Below are 21,078 nucleotides of genomic sequence, written 5' to 3' on the forward strand. Positions count from 1 at the left end.
TGAGCATGCTGCCCGGCCTTGAGGCTGCCGACATGCCGGCAGATGCCGTCGAAGTCGGGCGCATCGCAGATGCCTGGGGCATCAAGGGGTGGTTCAAAGTACTGCCCTACAGCGCCGATCCTGAGGCGCTTTTTTCTTCCAAATGCTGGTTCTTGTTGCCGTCTGAGAAGGGCGCCAAAACCTTTGACGGTGTTGGAAGACTCAACATCAAGGAAGCCAAAACCCATTCGGGCATCGTCGTTGCGAGTGCCCATGCGGTGGACGACCGAACGACGGCCGATGCGCTGCGCGGTGCCAGGGTTTTCATTGCCAAGTCAAGCTTTCCCACGCCCCAAAAAGATGAGTATTACTGGGTTGACCTGATTGGTCTGACTGTGGTCAACCGCGAAGGTTTGCTGCTGGGGCAGGTGCGCGAGTTGCTGTCGACCGGACCGCAGACGGTGCTGGTGATTGAGGACGAAGCAGAGGGTCAGCCCCTGCAGCGGATGATTCCGTTTGTGGCGGTGTATGTCGACGACGTTGATCTGGTCGCCCGACGCATTTTGGTGGACTGGCAGCCCGATTACTGATCGGCACATCATGCGCTTTGATGTCGTCACCTTGTTTCCTGAACTGTTTGCGCCGTTTCTGACTACCGGCATCACGCGTCGCGCGTTCGAGTCGGGCCAGGTCAGCGTGAAACTGACCCATCTGCGTGACTATGCTGAGGGCAACTATCGCCGCGTCGACGACCGCCCCTTTGGCGGCGGACCCGGCATGGTCATGATGGCGGAGCCATTGTCCCGGTGTGTGACGCAGCTTCTGGCAGAACGCGCCGACGCGGCCCCGGTGGTGCTGTTTTCGCCGGCAGGACAACCCCTGACCCACGCCATGGTGACCCGATGGGCGGCCAGCCAGGGCGCTGTGCTGCTGTGTGGCCGCTATGAGGGCATGGACCAACGCTTCGTGGATGCCCACGTAACCGAGCAGATCAGCTTGGGTGACTTTGTGCTCTCCGGTGGCGAAATCGCTGCCATGGCCTTGTTGGACGCGGTGGCGCGTTTGCAGCCGGGCGTGCTGGGTGACGCTGACAGCCACGCGCAGGACAGTTTCAACTTGGCGCTCGACGGCCTGCTGGATTGTCCGCACTACACGCGGCCTGAAATCTGGCAGGATAGCGCGGTGCCCGAAGTCTTGTTGTCCGGACACCACGTGCGGATTGAGCGCTGGCGACGCGACCAGCGGCTGTCACTCACTGCCCGGTTGCGTCCAGACCTGATTCAGGTCGCCCGGCAAAGCGGTTTGCTGAGTAGCGAAGACGAAACCCTGCTGGCCCGGCTATAATATTGGGCTAACCGATCCTCTGCGGGGCCGCTCGTGGGCTTTAAGCCTTGGGCCTGTATCAATCCTGATGCTGGTGCTTGCAAGATCATTTGAGGTCTTTTATGAATCTGATTCAAATTCTTGAGCAAGAAGAAATTGCTCGTTTAAACAAAACCATTCCCGACTTCGGCCCGGGCGACACCGTGGTGGTCAGCCTGAACGTGGTTGAAGGCACACGCAAGCGGGTCCAGGCCTACGAAGGTGTGGTGATTGCCAAGCGCAATCGCGGCCTCAACAGCGGCTTCACCGTTCGCAAGATTTCCAGCGGCGAAGGTGTGGAGCGTACGTTCCAGACCTACAGCCCGCTGATCGCCGGTATTGAAGTCAAACGCCGTGGCGACGTGCGTCGTGCCAAGCTGTACTACCTGCGTGACCGCAGTGGCAAGTCGGCACGTATCAAGGAAAAGCTGCCAGCCCGCAAAGTGGCTGTGGTTGCCGCATAAGGAACTGCGCTTTTCAAGGAACCGCCCTGTGGCTGCAGTGGCGGTTTTTTTTTCGCCTTTCTTGGTTTGGTGTGTTCTTCTTTTGATGCTGTCATGACACGCGCACAGCCGCCGTTGATGGATCCGCGATGGGCGCCTGTGATCCAGGTCGACGGGCATTTGCCGCCGGTTCCTGCGGATCGGTACGCGCCAGACGCGTTGCGTGCGCGTTTCCGGGCTCCCCCTGACTGGCAGCCAGAACTGATCGCTGAAAAGAAGTTCATGGACCGCGCGCCTTTGGCTGCAGCGGTGCTGGTCCCGATCGTGATGCGTGCAGAGCCGACCGTCTTGCTCACCCAGCGCACCTCCCATTTATCGACCCACGCCGGGCAAATCGCCTTTCCGGGTGGAAAACTTGATGAGGCCGATGCCGATGCCGCCGCTGCTGCCCAGCGTGAAGCTTTTGAGGAAGTGGGGCTGGAAACCGGTTGGGTGGAAGTTCTGGGGCAGATGCCGCTCTACACCACTGGCTCGGCGTTTTTGGTCACCCCCGTGGTGGCGTTGGTACGACCGGGTTTCAAGCTGCTTCCCAACGCCCACGAGGTCGATGATGTGTTTGAGGTGCCGCTGTCGTTCCTGATGAACCCGGCACACCACCGCCGCCACCAGGTGTTTTGGCAAGGTGTGCAGCGCCAGTGGTTGTCCATGCCGTACCAGGACGGTTCCCGGGAACGGTTTATCTGGGGCGCCACGGCGGGCATGTTGCGCAACTTTTACCGGTTTTTAAGCGCCTGATATTCTGGTCCGTCCAGTGCAGCCGCTATGATCATTGCATGAGCTTCATCTCGGTGCTTTTTGCTCTGCTGCTGGAACAGGCCCGGCCTCTTAATCGCGGCAATATCATTCACGCGGCCGTTCGGTCGTGGGTTCGTTGGAGTGCCCGCACGCTGGATGCGGGCAAGCCGGTGCATGGCTGGCTCGTGTGGGGACTGGCGGTGGGCGGGCCCTCACTGGTGGCCATGGTGATCTACTGGCTGCTGGGTTATTGGGTGGGCTGGCCGCTGGCGGTTTTGTGGAGCGCGTTGGTGCTGTATGCCTCGCTGGGGTTTCGTCAGTTCAGCTTTCACTTCACGCAGATTCGCGACGCGCTGGCTCAGGGCGACGACGCGCTGGCGCAGCGCTTGCTGGCCGATTGGCAGCATGCAGATGCCAAAGATCTGCCTCGCGCTGAGATCATCAGTCGGGTGATCGAGGCCTCGGTGCTGGCGGCGCATCGCCATGTGTTTGGTGTGCTGGCGTGGTTTTCGGTCCTGGCCGCTTTGGGGATGGGGCCGGTCGGCGCGGTCTTGTACCGCCTGGGTGAGTTCGTTGCGCGATATTGGCAGCACCAAAGCGAGTCGCACCACCAGCCCATCAGCGATGCTTTGCAAGCGCAGGCACGACAGGCCTGGGCAGTCATTGATTGGTTGCCCGCACGGGTGACAGCCATCAGTTTTGCCGTGGTGGGTAATTTTGAAGAAGCCATTGATGCCTGGCGTCGCTACGCCCAGCAAGCCGAACCCAGGAATGACGGGTTGGTCTTGGCCGCAACAGCGGGTGCGGTGAACATTGCTTTGCGCAGTCATGTCGGGCGTGCCTACCCGGACGCTTATGCACCGGCCATGACGCTGAGTGATGATGTCACCGCCGGGCGGCCCACGCCTGAGTTGCCGCACTTGGCCATTGTGGTCGGACTGGTATGGCGCACGGTCGTGATGTGGGTGTTGTTGCTTGCCTTGTTGACACTGGCGCGTCTGCTGGGGTAGCTGTTCGTGACACTGGCTTCGCGCTTCAGTAGTGCCGGATCCGCTTCAGTTCAGCGTACAAATCACCGTATATTTTGTAGCGGTTCGCGCTGATCCCGTCAGCGCTGGTCGTTGATTTGACGGAGGCCATCACACCACAGCCCGGCTCATGCAAATGGCTGCAGTTGTAGAACTTGCAATGCGCCACATGCGGCTTGAGGTCGGGCATGTAGGCCGCCAGCTGGGCCGGGTCGATGTGGTTCAGGCCAAATTCCTGAAAGCCCGGCGAGTCGAGCAGGGCTGTATTTTTTGTCTCATCCAGCCAGTACCAGGTGGTGCTGGTGGTGGTGTGTTTGCCCGAATTCAAAGCCTGTGACAGTTCGCCGGTTTGCGCCAGAGCACCGGGGATCAGGCAATTGATCAGCGTGCTTTTGCCGGCACCCGAGGGGCCCAGCACCAGCGTGGTTTTTCCGGTCAGGCGTTGCAGCAGGGCGTCCCGGTCGGTCTCGGTTTTATGCACCATGGCCAGCGGCAACACGTCGTAACCCATCTGCCGGTAGGGCGCCAGCCAGGCCCAGGCGCGAGCAAAGGGCTCGGCCAGGTCACTTTTGTTGAGGGCAATGATCGGCGTGATGTGCTGCTCTTCAGCGGCGATCAGCGCGCGTGAGAGCTGGCTGCTGGAGAACTCGGGTTCAGCGGCGATCAGGATCAGCACCTGGTCCAGGTTGCCGGCAAAGGACTTGGTGCGCACCTCGTCCTGGCGGTAAAACAGGTTGCGCCGGGGTTCAATCTTCTCAATCGTGCCTTCGTCCTGCGAGGCTTGCCACAACACCCGGTCGCCGACCACGCCCAGACTTTTTTTGCCGCGCGAATGGCAGATGCGGCGCTCCCCCGAGGCGCTTTCGACCAGAAAATGACGGCCATAGTTGGCCACGATCAGGCCTGACTGCAAGTTGGGCGGCGCCATCAACCGGGACTGGGTTCGGGCTGCAGGGCATCCACCCGCTTGGCGCAGGCAAAGTCCGCCAGCGAGATGCCGCGTACATCATCGGTGCGCCAGCGCACCCGACATTGGCGTGGCTGCACCAGCAATTCGGGGTGATGGTCTTCGACATGGGCGATGAAGGCGACCGCATTCACAAACGCCACCGTCTGGTAGTAATTGGCGAAACCAAACGCCTTCTCAATGGCCAGTGTGTCGCCATCACCCGACAGGGTCCAGCCTTCCAGTTTGGCCAGATGGGCGACTATTTCAGTCGCTTTGAGTGCTCGTAACGTAGGGGCTAGCGGCATGTTGATCATTCAAGTTGGTGCGAGCGGTTGCGGCGCCGACCCGGTGTTGGGTAGACCGCCTGGAAGCATACGGGCCAGTCGCTCCGAGGCCCCCGGGTGCGAGTAATAAAAGGCCACGTACACCGGATCGGGCGTCAGGGTGGAGGCATTGTCCTCGTATAGCTTGAGCAGCGCGCTGGCCAGGTCCTGCCCGCTCGTCTGCTGCATGGCGTAGGCGTCGGCCTCAAACTCGTGTTGGCGCGACAGCTGGGCCAGCAGCGGCGAGATAAAAAAGCTGAACACCGGCATCACCAGCAAAAACAGCAGCAGCGCCAGTGCGTCATTCGGTGCGGCCACGTTGGGCATCACGCCCAGGCCGGTGTAGAACCAGCTTTGACCCGCCAGCCAGCCCAGCAGGGCAAACCCGGCCAGGCTCATCGCAAACATCGACACAATGCGTTTGATGATGTGTTTGTGCTTGAAATGGCCCAGCTCATGCGCCAGCACCGCTTCCACCTCGGCCGGGCTCAGCTTGGAGAGCAGGGTGTCAAAAAACACCACCCGTTTGGCGGCACCAAAGCCGGTGAAATAGGCGTTGGCATGGGCGCTGCGTTTGCTGCCATCCATCACAAACAGACCTTTGGCGGCAAAGCCGCAGCGTTGCATCAGTGCGGTGACACGTGCTTTCACCGCTTCGTCTTGCAACGGCGTGAACTTGTTGAACAGCGGCGCAATCAGGGTGGGGTAGATCACCAGCAACAGCAGGTTAAAGCCCATCCACACGCACCAGGCCCACAGCCACCACAGGCCACCGCTGGCACCCATCATCCACAAAATCAGCGCAGCAATCGGCAGGCCGATCAGTGCGCCCATCAGGCTGCCTTTGATGGCGTCCAGCAGCCACAATTTGAGCGCCATTTTGTTGAAGCCAAAGCGCTCTTCCAGCACAAAGGTCTGGTACAGCGACAGCGGCAGGTCAATCAGTCCGCTGATCAGTGCAAAACCCACCAGCAGCGCCAACTGTTGCACCAAACCAGCGCCTAGCCAGGGCATCAGCGCCTGATTCAAAGTTGACAAGCCGCCCAGCAGCGTCCAACCCAGCAGTACGGCAGCGCCCAACGCCATTTCAATCAAGCCCAGTCGTGCCTTGGCCACGGTGTAATCGGCCGCCTTCTGATGCGCCGCCAGCGTCATGGTTTGGGTAAACGCGGCAGGCAGGTGCCCACGGTGTTGCGCCACATGGCGGATTTGCCGTGAACCCAGCCAGAATTTGAGCAGCAGGCCGACCACCAGCGTGACGGCAAAAACCGTTGTCAGCATGATGGATGGCTCAGAAAAGAAGTTGGTGTCGCGCATGGCGGGGGAGTTTAGGTGATCAGCGACAATTTGACCCATGTCCACATCTCACGTCCCCACCCCCCCGCCCGCTATCGAGCCACCGACCCTGCTACCCAAATCGGATCAAAATCTGGTCTGGCTCGACTGCGAGATGACCGGACTGAATCCTGAGACCGAGCGCATCATTGAGATTGCCGTCATCGTCACCGGCCCCAAGCTGGAAAACCGCACCGAAGGCCCGGTGCTGGTAGTGCATCAAAGCGACGCGCTGCTGGACGGCATGGACAAATGGAACAAAAGCACCCATGGCAAAAGCGGCCTGATCGACAAGGTGCGCGCCTCCACCCTGACCGAAGAAGAGGCCCAGGCGCAGATCATCGCCTTTTTGAGCCACTATGTGCCCAAAGCCACCTCACCCATGTGTGGCAACAGCATCGGGCAGGACCGGCGTTTTCTGGCCAAGTACATGCCCAAGCTGGAGGCGTTTTTCCACTACCGCAACCTCGATGTCAGCACGCTCAAGGAGTTGTCCAAACGCTGGGCCCCCGAGGTCTACAAAAGCTTCAAAAAGAAGCAGCGCCACACCGCATTGGCCGATGTGCATGAGTCGATTGACGAGCTGGAGCATTACCGCGAGCACTTCCTCAAAAGTCCGGTTTGAGTCGTTGCTAGGTAAAAACCCGAATCTGTGCCATAATCGCTGGCTGCGCTGCAACTGGCAGTGCAAATTTGCACATCTCCCAACATTCACCGGGCCCCATGCCAAGCTGCTTGCAGCAGGCGTTAATAAGGGCCCCTGGCGCTGAAGTTACTCAAATACTTGAGTCAGAGCTGGTTCCGTTTGATGGTTGATGTTTTTTAACCATAAACGGAGCTACCGCACAACCTGCGGTGCTCGCGCATGAAAGAAATCCATGACTGACGCTACCTTAGCGACAGGCGACTTGTCGTCTGCCGAAAATTTGTCCACCGACCTGCATTTGATCGCCCACGACACCCCTGACGCCGCTGCGGCTGACGACGTGTTGGCGGAAGAAAGCCTGGTTGAAGAACCCGAAGTGCCTAACGGCTTTGTCACGCTGGGCCTGGCGCCCGAGCTGATTCTGGCGGTGAAAGACCTGGGTTTCACCCAGCCCACCACCGTGCAGCTCAAGACCATTCCGCTGGCGCTGCAAGGCCATAGCGAAGGTGCCAAAGAGGCTCGTTTTATCGACCTGATGGTCTCCAGCCAGACCGGCAGCGGCAAAACCGCCGCCTTTTTGCTGCCGGTGTTGCACACCTTGCTGACCCAAATGGCCGAGGCTGAAACCAAAGAACGCGAAGACTACCAACGCGCCGTGGCAGAAGCCGCTGCCAAGGGTGAAGCACCGCCGAAGCGTGCCAAACGCAAAGACCCGACCAACCCGCGTCACTTCTCCGCCCCGACCCCGGGCGCGCTGATTGTGTGCCCGACCCGCGAACTGGCCCAGCAAGTGGCCCACGACGCGATCGACCTGGTGCAGCATTGCCGTGGCCTGCGTGTGGCCAACATCGTGGGTGGCATGCCTTACCAATTGCAGATTGCCAAGTTGCAAAACGCCAACCTGGTGGTGGCCACCCCGGGCCGTTTGCTGGACTTGCAACGCTCGATGCAGATCAAGCTCGACCAAGTGCAGTTTTTGGTGGTGGACGAGGCTGACCGCATGCTCGACCTGGGCTTCTCGGACGACCTGGCTGAGATCAACCAGCTGACCATTGGCCGCAAACAGACCATGATGTTCAGCGCCACCTTTGCGCCGCGCATCCAGCAACTGGCGGCCCGTGTCATGCGCGAACCCCAGCGCATCACCATCGACAGCCCGCAAGAAAAACACGCCAACATCAAGCAGGTGCTGTTCTGGGCCGACAACGCCCAACACAAACGCAAGCTGCTGGACCACTGGCTGCGCGACACCACCATCAACCAGGCCATTGTGTTTGCCAGCACCCAGATCGAGTGTGATGGCTTGGCCAATGACTTGCAGCAAGACGGCTTTGACGCTGTCGCCCTGCACGGTGCCCTGAGCCAGGGCCTGCGCAACCGCCGTCTGATGGCGCTGCGCCAAGGCCATGTGCAGATTCTGGTGGCCACCGATGTAGCGGCGCGCGGTATTGACGTGCCCACCATCACCCACGTGTTCAACTTTGGTCTGCCGATGAAGGCCGAGGATTACACCCACCGCATTGGCCGTACCGGCCGTGCTGGCCGTGATGGCCTGGCCATCACCTTTGCCGAGTTCCGTGACCGTCGCAAGATTTTTGACATCGAAGCCTACAGCCGTCAGCCGATCAAGGCCGAAGTGGTGCCGGGCCTGGAGCCGCAGCAGCGCATGCCTGATTCGCGTCCCAGCTTTGGTGGCCGTGACAACCGGGGTGGCAATGACCGCAAGTTTGGTGGCGGTGGCCGTCCGGCCGGTGGTGGTTTTGGTGGCAACCGTGGCGGCTTCGGTGGCGACCGCGGTGGTTTCAACGACAACCGTGGCGGCTTTAATGACAGAAACGCCTCTGGCCCTCGTGTAGTGGGCGCAGATAGCTATCAAAACAACAGAGCCGGTGGTTTTGCCCAGCGTGACGAACGCCCGGCCGCTGCCCCGCGTGAAGGTTTCAGCTACGAACGCAAGGGTGGGTTTAATGACCGCTTTGCTGGCAGCCGCGCTGGTGCACCCGCACCACGAGGTGACTTCGCGCCGCGCGCTGACTTTGGCGACCGCAAACCCGCGTTTGGCAAACCCGCCTTCAGCAAGCCCGCATTTGCCAAACCGGCAGGTGGTGGCAAGGTGTTTGTGCCACGTGATGCACAGAAGCGTTTCTCCAAGAACGACCGCTGATCAAGTCAGCTGAAAAAAAGCCCGCAGGCTTTGCAGTCTGCGGGCTTTTTTATGTGTGTGCCAGTTTGAGAGCGATCTGTAGCCAACATTCAAACGCGAAAGGGGTGAAGCAATGCGTAGAGTGTGACGTGATCTGGACAACAAAAAAGCACTTAGTTTTGGCGCTAAGTGCTTGATTGAATTGACTATTTGGTGGGAACTGAGAGATTCGAACTCTCGACCTACGGATTAAGAGTCCGCTGCTCTACCAGCTGAGCTAAATTCCCGTTCGGGTGGCGGTTGACACCGCTGTCGAAGCCCTAAATTATATAGGCAAATTTCACGTTTTTTTCTGCCCGCCGGGGCAGCGCTTGCCTGGTTACATCAGCAGATGTTCGCCCGCGTTGTCACCCCCCAGCGTGACGTAGTTCACCTTGCGGATGTCCATGAGTTTTTTGCCGCCGGCGTAGCTGATGGAGCTTTGCACGTCTTGTTCCATCTCCACCAGCGTGTCGGCGAGTTTGCCCTTGATGGGCTCCAGAATGCGCTTGCCTTCGACATGTTTGTATTCGCCCTTGTTGAAGTCGCTGGCTGAGCCGTAATACTCTTTGTACAGCCTGCCGTCGACTTCCACCGTCTGGCCGGGGCTTTCTTCGTGGCCGGCAAAGAGTGAGCCAATCATGACCATGGTGGCACCAAAACGCACACTCTTGGCAATATCGCCGTGGTCGCGGATGCCTCCGTCGGCAATGATGGGTTTGGTCGCGACGCGGGCGCACCATTTGAGCGCACTGAGCTGCCAGCCGCCGGTGCCAAAACCGGTTTTGAGTTTGGTGATGCAGACCTTGCCCGGGCCAATGCCGACCTTGGTGGCGTCGGCGCCCCAGTTCTCCAGGTCAATCACCGCCTCGGGCGTGGCCACGTTGCCGGCGATGATGAAGGTGCTGGGGATCTTCTCGCGCAGGTAGGCAATCATGTTTTTCACGCTGTCGGCATGGCCGTGGGCGATGTCGATGGTGATGTATTCGGGGACCAGGCCCAGCGCGACCAATTTGTCCACGGTGTCGTAGTCTGGCTTTTTGACACCCAGCGAGATGGACGCGTACAGGCCCAGCGCTTTCATCTCTTGCACAAACGCGACGTTGTCCAGGTCAAAACGGTGCATGACATAAAAATAGCCGTTTTGCGCCAGCCAGATGCAAATGTCTTTGCTGACCACGGTTTTCATGTTGGCGGGCACCACCGGAATGCGAAAGCGTCGGGGGCCCAGCTCGACGCTGGCATCACACTCGGAGCGGCTTTCCACCCGGCATTTACGGGGGAGCAGCAGGATGTTGTCGTAGTCAAAAATTTCCATGGTCAAGCGCCTTATCAAATGGTTGAAACTTGAGCGCTTGGATGGCAGCCGGTTGATGTGGGCAGCAGCGTTGAACGATGTGCGGACACAAAAAACCGGGCTGCAATTGCTTGGGCCCGGTGCCTGATTCTATCGAGTTTGGCGCGTGGGTCCGCCTTTATCTGCTGGTTGGCAGGTGGAATGCACGGCTGTCAGAATCTGGCCTTGGGCGTCCTGCACTCAGATCACAACCCGCAGGTGGCTTGTATTGGCGCCCTGCGAAATACCCATGGCGCGCACTTCATGAAAGCTCAATGTGTCCAGCAGCAGCTTATTGGCCAGTGCCCAAGGTCTGGACGGAGCGCGTTGGCAGGGGGGATGTCATCCGGTGCCTTTCTACAATGGGTCATGTTTTCTACCATGACCCCCCAAGCCCCGGATGCCGGCCTGTTACATAACCTGAACCCGGAGCAGCTGGCCGCCGTCACCCTGCCGGCCGAGCACGCGCTGATCCTGGCCGGGGCCGGTTCTGGCAAAACCCGGGTGTTAACCACCCGCATTGCCTGGTTGTTGCAAACCGGCCAGGTCTCGCCCGGCGGCATTCTGGCGGTGACCTTCACCAACAAGGCCGCCAAGGAAATGATGACGCGCCTGGGCGCGATGCTGCCGGTCAACGTGCGTGGCATGTGGATTGGTACTTTTCACGGCCTGTGCAACCGGTTTTTGCGCGCGCATTACAAGCTCGCCAATTTGCCGCAAGCCTTCCAGATTCTGGATACGCAAGACCAGTTGTCGAGCATCAAGCGCCTGTACAAACAGTTCAACATCGACGACGAGCGTTTCCCGGCCAAACAGATGCAGTGGTTCATTGGTGGCTGCAAAGAAGACGGTTTGCGCCCGAATGCCGTGGTGGCGCGCGACGACGAAACCCGCAAAAAGATCGAGATTTACCAGCTCTACGAAGACCAATGCCAGCGCGAGGGCGTGGTCGATTTTGGTGAGCTGATGCTGCGCTCTTATGAGCTGCTGCGTGATAACGACCCCATCCGCGAGCATTACCAGCGGCGTTTTCGCCACATCCTGATCGACGAGTTTCAGGACACCAACAAGCTGCAATACGCCTGGGTCAAGATGCTGGCCGGCACCGGCGCCCACAGCAGTGTGGACGGCGCCTTCCAGCCCACTGGCTGTGTGCTGGCAGTGGGTGATGACGATCAGAGCATCTACGCTTTTCGCGGCGCACGCGTGGGCAACATGGCCGACTTTGTGCGCGAATTTCATGTCCATCACCAGATCAAGTTGGAGGAAAACTACCGCAGCGGCAGCAACATCTTGGACAGTGCCAACGCGCTGATCAGCCACAACAGCAAACGCCTGGGCAAAAACCTGCGCACGAGCCAAGGCCCCGGTGAACCGGTGCGGGTGTTCGAGGCCACCAGCGATTTTGCCGAGGCGCAGTGGATGGTCGACGAGATGAAACAGCTGGTGCGCGAGGACCATGAGCGCAAAGAGATTGCGGTGCTGTACCGCAGCAACGCCCAGAGCCGGGTGATCGAGACCGCGCTGTTCAACGCCAGCATGCCCTACAAGGTGTATGGCGGCCTGCGCTTTTTTGAGCGGGCCGAAATCAAGAATGCGCTGGCTTACCTGCGTCTGTTGGAAAACCCGCGTGATGACACCAGCTTCATGCGTGCGGTGAACTTCCCGCCGCGCGGCATTGGCGCCCGCAGCCTGGAGCAGTTGCAGGACCTGGCCCGCGCCAGCGGCTGTGCTTTGAGCGATGCGGTCAGCGGCTTGGGTGGCAAGGCCGGCACCAACATCGGCGCGTTCCTGGCCGGTATTGACGTGTTGCGCGAGCAAACCCAGGGCATGAGCCTGCGCGACACCATCGTGGCAGCGCTGGAACACAGCGGCCTGCTGACCCACTACAAGGCCGACCGTGAAGGCGCTGACCGGCTGGAGAACTTGGCCGAACTGGTCAACGCTGCCGAGAGTTTCGTTTCCATCGAAGGGTTTGGCCGTGATGCGGTGGCACTGCCGGTGGACGAACTCGGCCAGGCGCTGACCCAGTCCCCCGCATCGCAAGGCCTGGACCTGAACCAGCCGGTGCTCGACATGCCCGCGCCCGATCTGGAAACTGGCGAAACTCTGTCACCGCTGGCCGCGTTTTTGACCCACGCCGCGCTGGAAGCCGGTGACAACCAGGCGCAGGCCGGGCAGGACGCGATCCAGCTCATGACGGTGCACGCCAGCAAGGGCCTCGAATTTGACGCGGTGTTCATCACCGGCATGGAAGAGGGCCTGTTCCCGCACGAGAACTCGATGAACGACCGCGACGGTCTGGAAGAAGAACGTCGCCTGATGTATGTGGCGATTACCCGTGCGCGCAAACGCCTGTACCTGAGCCACTCCCAGACCCGCATGTTGCACGGCCAGACGCGTTACAACCTCAAGAGCCGGTTTTTTGAAGAGTTGCCCGAAGAAGCCCTGAAATGGATCACACCCAAACAGACCGGGTTTGGCGGCGGAGGCAGTGGTTTTGGTGGAGGCGCTTCGTATTCAGGAGCTAATAGCCCTTATTCTGAAAGGGCCAGAGGCCAATTTGGCAATGACTACGCCAAATACAGCGCCCCGGTGCCGCCACAACGCCCCGAGGCCACCGGCCACAGTTTCAAGGTCGGCCAGAAGTTGTTTCACACCAAGTTTGGTGAGGGCACGGTCACCGCGCTGGAAGGCAGCGGGGATGACGCCCGCGCCCAGATCAACTTCCCGCGCCACGGCGTGAAGTGGCTGGCGCTGAGTGTGGCCAAGCTGACGCCGCTGCCGTAAAACGGCCAAGGGGCGTGACACAATCGCGCCCCCATGCCCCGCACTGCCACCCATACCCCCACGTTTTGCGCCATTGACTTTGGCACTTCCAACTCGGCGATCGCTTTGCCCGCCGGTCAAGGCCAGATACGCTTGGTGGAGGTTGAACCCGGCCAACTGACCATGCCCACCTCGGTGTTCTACAGCACCGACGGCTTGAGCGCCCACGCTGCCCCGCGCCGCCTCTACGGCCGTGCGGCACTGGCCGCTTATGTGCAAGGCCAGGACGGACGGCTGATGCGTTCGATGAAGAGTGTGCTGGGCTCGTCCCTGATCGAGCAGGCGACCGATGTCGGCGCCGGCCACTCGGTGCGTTTCCTGGACATCATTGCCGATTACCTCAAACACCTCAAAAGCCTGGCCGAAGCACAGAACGGCGCCCCACTGACCCGTGCCGTGCTGGGCCGACCGGTGTTTTTTGTCGACGATGACCCGCAGCGTGACGCCCAGGCCCAGGCTGCGCTGGCGGCGGTTGCGCATCAGATCGGTTTTCAGGACGTCAGCTTCCAGTTTGAGCCGATTGCCGCTGCGCTGGACTACGAGGCCGGCCTACAAAGTGAACAACTGGTGCTGGTCGCCGACATCGGTGGCGGCACCTCTGACTTCTGCGTGGTGCGGGTGGGGCCACAGCGCCGCAGCCGGATCGACCGTGCGGATGACATTCTGGCCAGTCATGGTGTCCACGTGGCCGGGACCGACTTCGACCGCCACCTGGAACTGGCTGCGATCCTGCCTTTGGCGGGTTTTCGTTCGCTCGGCCCTGCACCAGCGCAGCGTGAGGTGCCCAGCAAGGTCTATCACGACCTCGCCACCTGGCACTTGATCAATACCGTCTACACCCCGCAGCGCCTGCTGGAGTTGCGGGGGATGAAGAGTTTTTACGCTGACCTGCAGTTGCACCGCCGCTTGATCAGTATCGTCGAGGGTCACCTGGGCCATGCGCTGATGGCCGAGGCCGAGGCGGCCAAGATCGCTGTTGCCGAAGGCCGCAGTGCCAGTCTGGACCTCGACCTGGTTGAGCGGGGTTTGCGTGTCGTGCTGCACGAGGCCCAGGCCATGACCGCCATCGACCGTGACCTGACGCGTATCGCACAAACCGGCGTGGAGACCGTGCGTTTGGCCGGTTTGCGGCCAGAGCAGATCAACGCGGTCTACCTGACCGGCGGTTCGACTGGCCTGGCCTCCTTGGCGCAGCGCATTGCCGCACCGTTTGGGCAGGCCTTGACGGTGCGCGGCGACCGCCTGGCCAGCGTGGCCCAGGGCCTGGGGCTGCACGCGCAGCGGGTCTTCCACTAGGGCCGGCGCCAAACACCGGATCAGCGCTTGTGGTTTAGCAGCAGGAACACGGCGCCAAAGATGGCGGTGCCGATGCCACCGAAGGTGACATCACCCAACCACGTCGGCTACACGTCCCTGGCAGACGCTACTGGTTCGGGGTCGTTTGCAGCAAGCGGTTGACATCCTTGTCGTTGGGCAAGGCGTAGTCATAACCGCGCATGATGCGGCTGTCTTGTGTGCGCACAAACTTCAGGCTCACGTAAGTGACGCTGGCCGCGACCGAGTAGGTGCCCACCAAAACGTAGTTGGCATGATGGCTTTGGGCGATGTCCTTGATCTCGCGTGACAGCAGCAACTCACCGGTTTGCTCTTTCACAAACACATCACCGCGCAGCTTCAATTCCTTGACGTTGAAGCCAGCATTGACCAAATGGGAGGCGTATTGCTCCGACAGCGTGCGGCCCAGTGGGGCAGAGCGGCGCATGTCGTTGACATTCACGATGGTTGCCACCAGCACCGGGTTGTCGCCCGCCGCAGCCAGGTTGAATCCGCCGACCAGTTTGTCAACGGCCTCATGGTTGGTGGCGACGAACATGTTGGCAGCTGCTTGCGCGTAGGTGGGGTCGGTGCGCGTGACGGTGGTGTTTGCGCAACCCGTCAGCCAAACAATGGCCGTTGCGCAGACGATCAGTTTGATGTTCATTGGCCCACCACCTTCATCATGGTCCGGCTGTGGGGCGGCAAGATCGTTGCAAACAGGCTGGCGTCGGCCTCTTCAACATAGTACAGGTCGGTCTTGCGCACCAGGTAACGCCCGCCGGTTGCCACGGTGGTGGTCAAAATCAGTTCGGTGCTGGTCGGGCCACCGGAGTTGATGCTGGCCAGCGTGTCTGCCGCTGCGGTCAATCCAAGTCCGGCAGCGAGTTTGACATCCAGTGACTCTGCGTGCAGGCCGTACAAAGCGTACAGACCTGCGGCAATCATGGTGAACTGCCCGGGCACAAAGTGGGGGCGCGGGCTTTGGTGGCGGACCAGTTGGGTTTTGTAGCTGACTTCGATGGCGTTGTCAGGCGATTGGCTGACAACCCGGCGCGCTTTGACCAGTTCGGTGATCAAGAACTCCCGGAAAGCCACATCAAACTCACTGGCTTGGGGTGGCAAAGCCACATAGAGTGGTGACGATGTGCCAACGCTGCTGAGGGTTTCCAGGGTCTGTTTGACGACATCCTTGGACAGCAGATTCCAGTGTCCGGCCGAGCGCACTTTGGGTTGCACGGTGATCGGGAAGTTTTCAGAGACGGGAATCGGTGATGAAGCGCAGGCCGTTAGCAGCGCCATGCTCGCACCCAATGTGACGAGCCTCGTAGTGTTGTAAATCAAGTGAGCTCCCTTTGCACGGTTGAAAATGTCATGGATGCCGCTTTTGACAGCGGCACCAATGAAATTATCAGCGTGGGTTGGTTGCAAACAGGCGTAGGACTGTCAACTTTGCTTGACTGCTGCGGCGTGCAGGCGCAATTGTGGTATTTCCGCTGACAAAGCCCGCGGCGTCTGCAGCATCAAGTATTCAATGGCTCGGCATCCACCGGCGCCTCAAAGCTGTCCCGGTAGGTGAAATACAGCGAGGTGAAAAACATCGCCGCCACCATCAGCAGGGCCGGGAACAACATCACATTGGCCAGACTGGGGCTGTTGAAGATGGCGGACGCGGCAGTGACCGCCAGCACCGTGCCCACCATGACGCCCATCCACAAAAACGCGAACACCGTCAGCGCCCAAAAGTTACGCCCGCAGGCCACGATGCTGAAAAACATGGCTTTGAGTGGCGGCAGATTTTGCCAGTAGACCAACGCCGGGGCATGCCAAAACAGCAAGGACAGCGGCAGGTGCAGGCCGATGAAGGTCCACATCGCCATCTGGAAATTGCCGGTGCTCATCATCTCGGCGGTGGGGGCCTGGCCACCGAGGTACATGCGGGCAAAGCCACCGTCGTCCATCAGGTAGGAGGCGCCGATGGCGCACAAAAAACCGGTGGCATAGCAGGCGCCCAGCGTCAGCATGGCGCGCAGCTTGACCGGCCCGGCGCGAAAGCCGCTGAGCAAAATCAGCGGCATGGGGAACTTGCCCTGGGTGGCTTCACGGCTGGCCGCCATCAGGCCCAGCGTGATGGCGGGCAGCAGGGTCATGGCCAGCGGCAAGCCCACCACCGGCACCATGGTGGCCACCGACATCAGCGCCATGAACATGAAAAACAGCCCGGCCAGTGCCAGCGGCTGTTTGAAAAACGTCTGCATGCCCAACTTGACCCAGACCGAGCCCGTGCGGGCAGACACCAGATTGAGCTTCATGCGGTGAGGGCCGGTTGGTCGACTGTCAGGGGGGGGCGCACGCGTTGCTGCAGCACCCGCTCAAAGTGACTCGGGTCGTGCGCCTGCAACAGGCTGGCCGCGCGCGGCAGGTAAAAGTCCCACAGGCGTGACACCCAGAAACGCAGCGCACCGGCGCGTAACATGGCGGGCAGCAGCTGGCGTTCACAGGTTTGTAGCGGGCGTACCGACTCGTAGGCAGCCAGGAAACTGTCCGCGCGCTGCGCATGGTGGGCGCCGGTGGCCAGATCAATGCACCAGTCGTTCAGGCACACCGCCAGGTCAAAGGCAAAGCTGTCGACCCCGGCAAAGTAAAAGTCAAAAAAGCCGCTCAGAACGGGTTGGCCGTGCAAGGTGTCAAACATCACGTTGTCACGGAACAGGTCGGCGTGGATCGGGCCGCGCGGCAGCGCCGCATAAGTGCTGCTGGCAGCGATCTGGTTTTGGTAGGCCAGCTCACTCTGGATCAGCGTTTTCTGGCTGGCGCTGAGGTGTGGCAGCACCACTGGCACCACCTCATTCCACCACGGCAGGGCGCGCAAATTGGGCTGGGTCAGCTCGAAATCGCGCCCCGCCAGGTGCAGGCGAGCCAGCGTGGCACCCACCTGGGCGCAATGGTCGGGCGTGGGGTTGAGTTCGCTTTTGCCGATGAGTTTGTCCACCACGGCAGCGGGTTTGCCTTTGAGTTCAAACACCAGGCTGCCCTGGGCGTTGGCATGGGGCTCGGGCACCGGAATGCCGCGCTGCGCCAGGTGTTTCATCAGCCGCAGGTAAAACGGCAGCTGCTCAAACGTCAGGCGCTCAAACAGTGTCAGCACATAGTCGTGTGGCTGGCCCGCGCGCTCGGTGGAGGCGAAATAGTTGGTGTTTTCAATGCCGCCCGAACAAGCGCGCAGCTGGGTGAGTTCGCCCAGGTCCAGCGCACGCAGCAGGGTGCGCGCCTCTTGCTCGGAGACTTCCGTGTAAACCGCCATGTCTTAAAACCCCAGAACTTTCCAGGTGCGCTCGCCCGTGGCGGGTGCCACGTCGTAGGCGGGCATGCCGTCTTTGGGCTTCACGGTGATGCTTTTGGTTTCGCCTCCCACACGGACCTCGTCAATGCGGGTGCTGGCGTCTTCCACCACGATGCGCTGCGTGGCCTGCTCAGGCGCCTGTTTGTCAGCCACAGTGGGTGAACTGGCAGACGGGGCAGGCGGCGGGCTGGCCGGCGTCTGGGCTTGCACCGCGCCGCAGAGCAACAGGCACAGCGGCAGGGTGCAGGCCAATGAAGGGGCAGACAGCTGCCTGGTGAAGTGTTTGAAACGCATGTTTTGATTGTAGTTGGGCCGGTATGTCCCGGCATCAAAGGCAAAATGCCGCCATGAACACTGCCCCCCCAAAAACCTTGCTGTTGGTTGACGGCTCCAGCTACCTGTACCGTGCTTTCCATGCCATGCCAGACCTGCGCGCGGTGCCGGGCGACCCCACCAGCCCCCCCACCGGAGCGATTCGCGGCATGATCAACATGCTGCAAAGCTTGCGCAAGGAAGTGCCCGCCGCCTACGCCGCCTGCATTTTTGACGCCAAAGGCCCCACGTTCCGCGACGAGCTGTACCCCGAGTACAAGGCGCACCGCTCGCCCATGCCGGATGACCTGCGCAGCCAGATCGACCCGATCCACGAGGTGGTGCGCCTGATGGGCTGGAAGGTGCTGGCCATTCCCGGTGTCGAGGCCGATGACGTGATTGGCACGCTGGCCGCCGCCGCCGATGCGCAAGGTTTGCAGGTGATCGTCAGCAGTGGCGACAAGGACTTGGCGCAGCTGGTCAACGAGCGCATCACCATCATTGACACCATGAATGGCCGGGTGCGCAATGTGGCCGGTGTCACCGCTGAATTCGGCGTGCCGCCGCAGCTGATGCGCGACTACCAGGCGCTGGTGGGCGACACGGTGGACAACGTGCCCGGCGTACCTAAGGTGGGACCCAAAACCGCTGCCAAGTGGCTCAACGAATACGGTTCGCTGGACGCCATCGTGGCCAACGCCGACAAGATCAAGGGGGCCGTGGGCGAGAGTCTGAAAAAGTCGCTGGACTGGCTGCCCACCGGCCGCATCCTTGTCACCATCAAGACCGACTGCGACCTGAACGGCTGGCTGCCCGGTTTGCCAGCGTTGGATGAAATCGCTGTGGGGTCGATGGATACGCCGGCTTTGGCCGATTTTTACGACAAATATGGGTTCAAAGGTCTGGCGCGGGCGCTGGCGGCTACAGCGGAGTCACAAGGAAATGGGGTCGGATCCGCGAAGCGCAGCGCAGACGGCTCTGACCCCATTTCCGCGCGATCACCCACAAAAGAGCGCGATCTCTTCGACGACCCCGAACCCGCGCCACCAGCCGACACAACGCAGGCCGCCAACCCCGCCACCCCCCTGCGCTACGACACGATCCTGACCTGGGAAGCCTTCGACGCCTGGTTCACCAAGCTCCAAGCCGCCGATCTGGTCGCCATTGACACCGAAACCACGTCCATTGACGAAATGCGCGCGCAGATCGTCGGCATCAGTTTCAGCGTGACGCCTGGTGAGGCTGCCTACATCCCGCTGGCCCATGCCTACCCCGACGCCCCGGCGCAGTTGCCCTTGAACGAGGTGCTGGCCAAGCTCCAACCCTGGCTGGAAGACGCCAGCCGCCACAAACTCGGCCAGCACATCAAATACGACCGCCATGTATTTGCCAACCATGGCATCGAGGTGTGCGGCTACGTGCACGACACCATGCTGCAAAGTTATGTGCTGGAGGTTCACAAGCCGCACGGTCTGGCCAGCCTGGCCCAGCGGCATCTGGAACGCAGCGGCATCAATTTTGAAGACCTGTGTGGCAAGGGTGTCAATCAGATCTGTTTTGACCAGGTCGATATCGCCAAGGCCGCCGAATATTCATGTGAAGACTCCGACATGACGCTGGCGGTGCACCAGGTCTTGTGGCCGCAGCTGGTGCGCGATGACAAGCTGCGCTTCATTTATGCGCTGGAAATCCAGAGCAGCGAAGCGCTGTACCGCATCGAGCGCAACGGCGTGCTGATCGACGCCCCCACCTTGGCCACACAAAGCCACGAGCTGGGCCAGCGTATCCTGCAGCTGGAAAAAGAGGCGCACGAACTCGCTGGCCAGCCGTTCAACCTGAGCAGCCCGAAGCAGATTGGCGAGATTTTTTTCACCCAGCTGGGTCTGCCGGTGGTCAAAAAAACCCCGACGGGCTCACCCAGCACCGACGACGAGGTGCTGCAAAAGCTGGCCGAAGACTACCCGCTGCCCGCCAAAATCCTGGAGCACCGCAGCCTGGCCAAGCTCAAGGGCACCTACACCGACAAACTGGCGCAGCTCGCCCTGCCCAGCGATGGCCGGGTGCACACGCACTATGCCCAAGCCGTGGCGGTGACCGGGCGGCTGTCCAGCAACGACCCCAATCTGCAAAATATCCCGATCCGCACGCCCGAAGGTCGGCGCGTGCGCGAGGCGTTTGTCGCGCCACCCGGGCATGTCATTGCCAGTGCGGATTACAGCCAGATCGAGTTACGCATCATGGCGCACATCAGTGGTGACGCGGCCTTGCTGCTGGCGTTTCACGACGGCATGGACGTGCACCGCGCCACCGCAGCCGAAATTTTTGGCGTTGACACGGCGCAAGTCAGCAGTGAGCAGCGGCGTTATGCCAAGGTCATCAACTTTGGCCTGATCTACGGCATGAGCGCCTACGGCCTGGCGAAAGCGCTGGGCATTGACAACACGGCAGCCAAAAACTACATCGCGCGTTACTTCGAGCGTTACCCCGGCGTGAAGATTTACATGGACCACACCCGCGCCCAGGCCAAGGCGCAGGGGTATGTCGAAACGGTGTTTGGTCGGCGCCTTGTGTTGCCAGGCATCGAAAAGGAGAAAGGAGCGCGCTTGGCGGCGCTGGAACGCCAGGCCGTCAACGCACCCATGCAGGGCACCGCAGCCGACCTGATCAAGCTCAGCATGGTCAAGGTGCAAAACGTGATTGACGACCAAAAACTCGCCACCAAGATGATCATGCAGGTGCATGACGAACTGGTGTTTGAGGTGCCCGAGTCTGAAGTGGACTGGGTGCGCCATGAGGTGCCCAAACTCATGGCCGGTGTGGCGCACCTGAAGGTGCCGCTGCTGGCCGAGGTGGGGGTGGGGCTGAACTGGGACAAGGCGCACTGAGCGACCGACTGCAGGAC

Annotated in this window: 20 protein-coding genes and 1 tRNA gene; 11 read left to right on the forward strand and 10 right to left on the reverse strand. The window is 60.8% G+C overall.

Annotated features, from left to right (window positions below; genetic code table 11):
• Positions 1 to 5 precede the first annotated feature (5 nt).
• From rimM to ampE, 5 genes are all read left to right on the forward strand, one after another.
• Positions 6 to 569: a ribosome maturation factor RimM gene (rimM, locus tag LHU53_RS07360; RefSeq protein WP_227331832.1), complete on the forward strand. Its 564-nt coding sequence runs from the start codon at positions 6 to 8 to the stop codon at positions 567 to 569.
• Positions 570 to 579: 10 nt separating this feature from the next.
• Complete coding sequence (trmD, locus tag LHU53_RS07365) at positions 580 to 1,323, forward strand: tRNA (guanosine(37)-N1)-methyltransferase TrmD (protein WP_227331834.1); 744 nt, start codon at positions 580 to 582, stop codon at positions 1,321 to 1,323.
• Positions 1,324 to 1,424: 101 nt separating this feature from the next.
• Positions 1,425 to 1,805, forward strand: coding sequence for a 50S ribosomal protein L19 (gene rplS, locus LHU53_RS07370; RefSeq protein WP_227331842.1), 381 nt, complete (start codon positions 1,425 to 1,427; stop codon positions 1,803 to 1,805).
• Positions 1,806 to 1,898: 93 nt separating this feature from the next.
• Positions 1,899 to 2,579, forward strand: a complete 681-nt coding sequence (locus LHU53_RS07375) for a CoA pyrophosphatase (protein ID WP_227331844.1) — start codon at positions 1,899 to 1,901, stop codon at positions 2,577 to 2,579.
• Between the two features lie 38 nt (positions 2,580 to 2,617).
• The gene (ampE, locus tag LHU53_RS07380; RefSeq protein ID WP_227331846.1) at positions 2,618 to 3,589 is read left to right on the forward strand and encodes a regulatory signaling modulator protein AmpE; all 972 of its coding nucleotides are present in this window, start codon (positions 2,618 to 2,620) and stop codon (positions 3,587 to 3,589) included.
• A gap of 25 nt (positions 3,590 to 3,614) precedes the next feature.
• Here ampE and rsgA read toward each other — a convergent pair whose 3' ends face one another.
• From rsgA to LHU53_RS07395, 3 genes are read right to left on the reverse strand one after another with little or no spacing between them, the layout of a single operon-like run.
• Entirely contained in the window at positions 3,615 to 4,583 is a 969-nt protein-coding gene (gene rsgA / locus LHU53_RS07385) for a ribosome small subunit-dependent GTPase A (protein ID WP_370632248.1), read from the reverse strand.
• On the reverse strand, positions 4,535 to 4,861 hold the full coding sequence (locus LHU53_RS07390) for a 4a-hydroxytetrahydrobiopterin dehydratase (RefSeq protein ID WP_227331864.1): 327 nt from the start codon (positions 4,859 to 4,861) through the stop codon (positions 4,535 to 4,537). The genes rsgA and LHU53_RS07390 overlap by 49 nt, the downstream gene beginning before the upstream one ends.
• Before the next feature lie 9 nt (positions 4,862 to 4,870).
• The gene (locus tag LHU53_RS07395; RefSeq protein ID WP_370632242.1) at positions 4,871 to 6,196 is read right to left on the reverse strand and encodes a M48 family metallopeptidase; all 1,326 of its coding nucleotides are present in this window, start codon (positions 6,194 to 6,196) and stop codon (positions 4,871 to 4,873) included.
• A 37-nt stretch (positions 6,197 to 6,233) separates the two neighbouring features.
• Here LHU53_RS07395 and orn point away from each other — a divergent pair, with 37 nt between their 5' ends.
• Together orn and LHU53_RS07405 are read left to right on the forward strand one after the other, a co-directional pair.
• A complete protein-coding gene (orn, locus tag LHU53_RS07400) occupies positions 6,234 to 6,839 on the forward strand; it encodes an oligoribonuclease (RefSeq protein ID WP_227331868.1) in 606 nt (201 codons plus the stop codon).
• Positions 6,840 to 7,092: 253 nt separating this feature from the next.
• Complete coding sequence (locus LHU53_RS07405; protein WP_227331869.1) at positions 7,093 to 9,024, forward strand: DEAD/DEAH box helicase; 1,932 nt, start codon at positions 7,093 to 7,095, stop codon at positions 9,022 to 9,024.
• 190 nt (positions 9,025 to 9,214) lie between these two features.
• Here the strand turns inward: LHU53_RS07405 and LHU53_RS07410 are convergent.
• A tRNA-Lys gene (locus tag LHU53_RS07410) sits at positions 9,215 to 9,290 on the reverse strand.
• A 92-nt stretch (positions 9,291 to 9,382) separates the two neighbouring features.
• Positions 9,383 to 10,360 carry a GMP reductase gene (locus LHU53_RS07415; RefSeq protein WP_227331871.1) on the reverse strand — a complete coding sequence of 326 codons (978 nt, stop codon included), beginning with the start codon at positions 10,358 to 10,360 and terminating at the stop codon, positions 9,383 to 9,385.
• A 399-nt stretch (positions 10,361 to 10,759) separates the two neighbouring features.
• On the opposite strand from LHU53_RS07415, the gene LHU53_RS07420 reads away from it, so the two are divergent.
• Positions 10,760 to 13,168 (forward strand): UvrD-helicase domain-containing protein, encoded by a 2,409-nt coding sequence (locus LHU53_RS07420; protein ID WP_227331873.1) that lies wholly within the window; start codon positions 10,760 to 10,762, stop codon positions 13,166 to 13,168.
• 33 nt (positions 13,169 to 13,201) lie between these two features.
• Complete coding sequence (locus tag LHU53_RS07425; protein WP_227331875.1) at positions 13,202 to 14,503, forward strand: Hsp70 family protein; 1,302 nt, start codon at positions 13,202 to 13,204, stop codon at positions 14,501 to 14,503.
• A 127-nt stretch (positions 14,504 to 14,630) separates the two neighbouring features.
• Here LHU53_RS07425 and LHU53_RS07430 read toward each other — a convergent pair whose 3' ends face one another.
• Both LHU53_RS07430 and LHU53_RS07435 read right to left on the reverse strand, forming a co-directional pair.
• Positions 14,631 to 15,188: a FlgO family outer membrane protein gene (locus LHU53_RS07430; RefSeq protein WP_255631950.1), complete on the reverse strand. Its 558-nt coding sequence runs from the start codon at positions 15,186 to 15,188 to the stop codon at positions 14,631 to 14,633.
• Positions 15,185 to 15,823, reverse strand: coding sequence for a hypothetical protein (locus LHU53_RS07435; protein WP_227331877.1), 639 nt, complete (start codon positions 15,821 to 15,823; stop codon positions 15,185 to 15,187). The genes LHU53_RS07430 and LHU53_RS07435 overlap by 4 nt, the downstream gene beginning before the upstream one ends.
• A gap of 72 nt (positions 15,824 to 15,895) precedes the next feature.
• On the opposite strand from LHU53_RS07435, the gene LHU53_RS19680 reads away from it, so the two are divergent.
• Positions 15,896 to 16,021 carry a hypothetical protein gene (locus tag LHU53_RS19680; protein ID WP_255631951.1) on the forward strand — a complete coding sequence of 42 codons (126 nt, stop codon included), beginning with the start codon at positions 15,896 to 15,898 and terminating at the stop codon, positions 16,019 to 16,021.
• Between the two features lie 23 nt (positions 16,022 to 16,044).
• Here the strand turns inward: LHU53_RS19680 and LHU53_RS07440 are convergent, their stop codons facing one another.
• From LHU53_RS07440 to LHU53_RS07450, 3 genes are read right to left on the reverse strand one after another with little or no spacing between them, the layout of a single operon-like run.
• Positions 16,045 to 16,833, reverse strand: a complete 789-nt coding sequence (locus tag LHU53_RS07440) for a BPSS1780 family membrane protein (RefSeq protein ID WP_227331878.1) — start codon at positions 16,831 to 16,833, stop codon at positions 16,045 to 16,047.
• A complete protein-coding gene (locus LHU53_RS07445; RefSeq protein WP_227331884.1) occupies positions 16,830 to 17,825 on the reverse strand; it encodes a homoserine kinase in 996 nt (331 codons plus the stop codon). The genes LHU53_RS07440 and LHU53_RS07445 overlap by 4 nt, the downstream gene beginning before the upstream one ends.
• 3 nt (positions 17,826 to 17,828) lie before the next feature.
• The gene (locus LHU53_RS07450; protein WP_227331886.1) at positions 17,829 to 18,158 is read right to left on the reverse strand and encodes a hypothetical protein; all 330 of its coding nucleotides are present in this window, start codon (positions 18,156 to 18,158) and stop codon (positions 17,829 to 17,831) included.
• A 53-nt stretch (positions 18,159 to 18,211) separates the two neighbouring features.
• Between LHU53_RS07450 and polA the strand changes: the two genes are divergently transcribed.
• Positions 18,212 to 21,061: a DNA polymerase I gene (gene polA, locus LHU53_RS07455; protein WP_227331888.1), complete on the forward strand. Its 2,850-nt coding sequence runs from the start codon at positions 18,212 to 18,214 to the stop codon at positions 21,059 to 21,061.
• Positions 21,062 to 21,078: the final 17 nt, after the last annotated feature.

It is taken from the genome of Rhodoferax sp. U2-2l (assembly GCF_020594515.1).
Lineage (GTDB): Bacteria > Pseudomonadota > Gammaproteobacteria > Burkholderiales > Burkholderiaceae_C > Rhodoferax.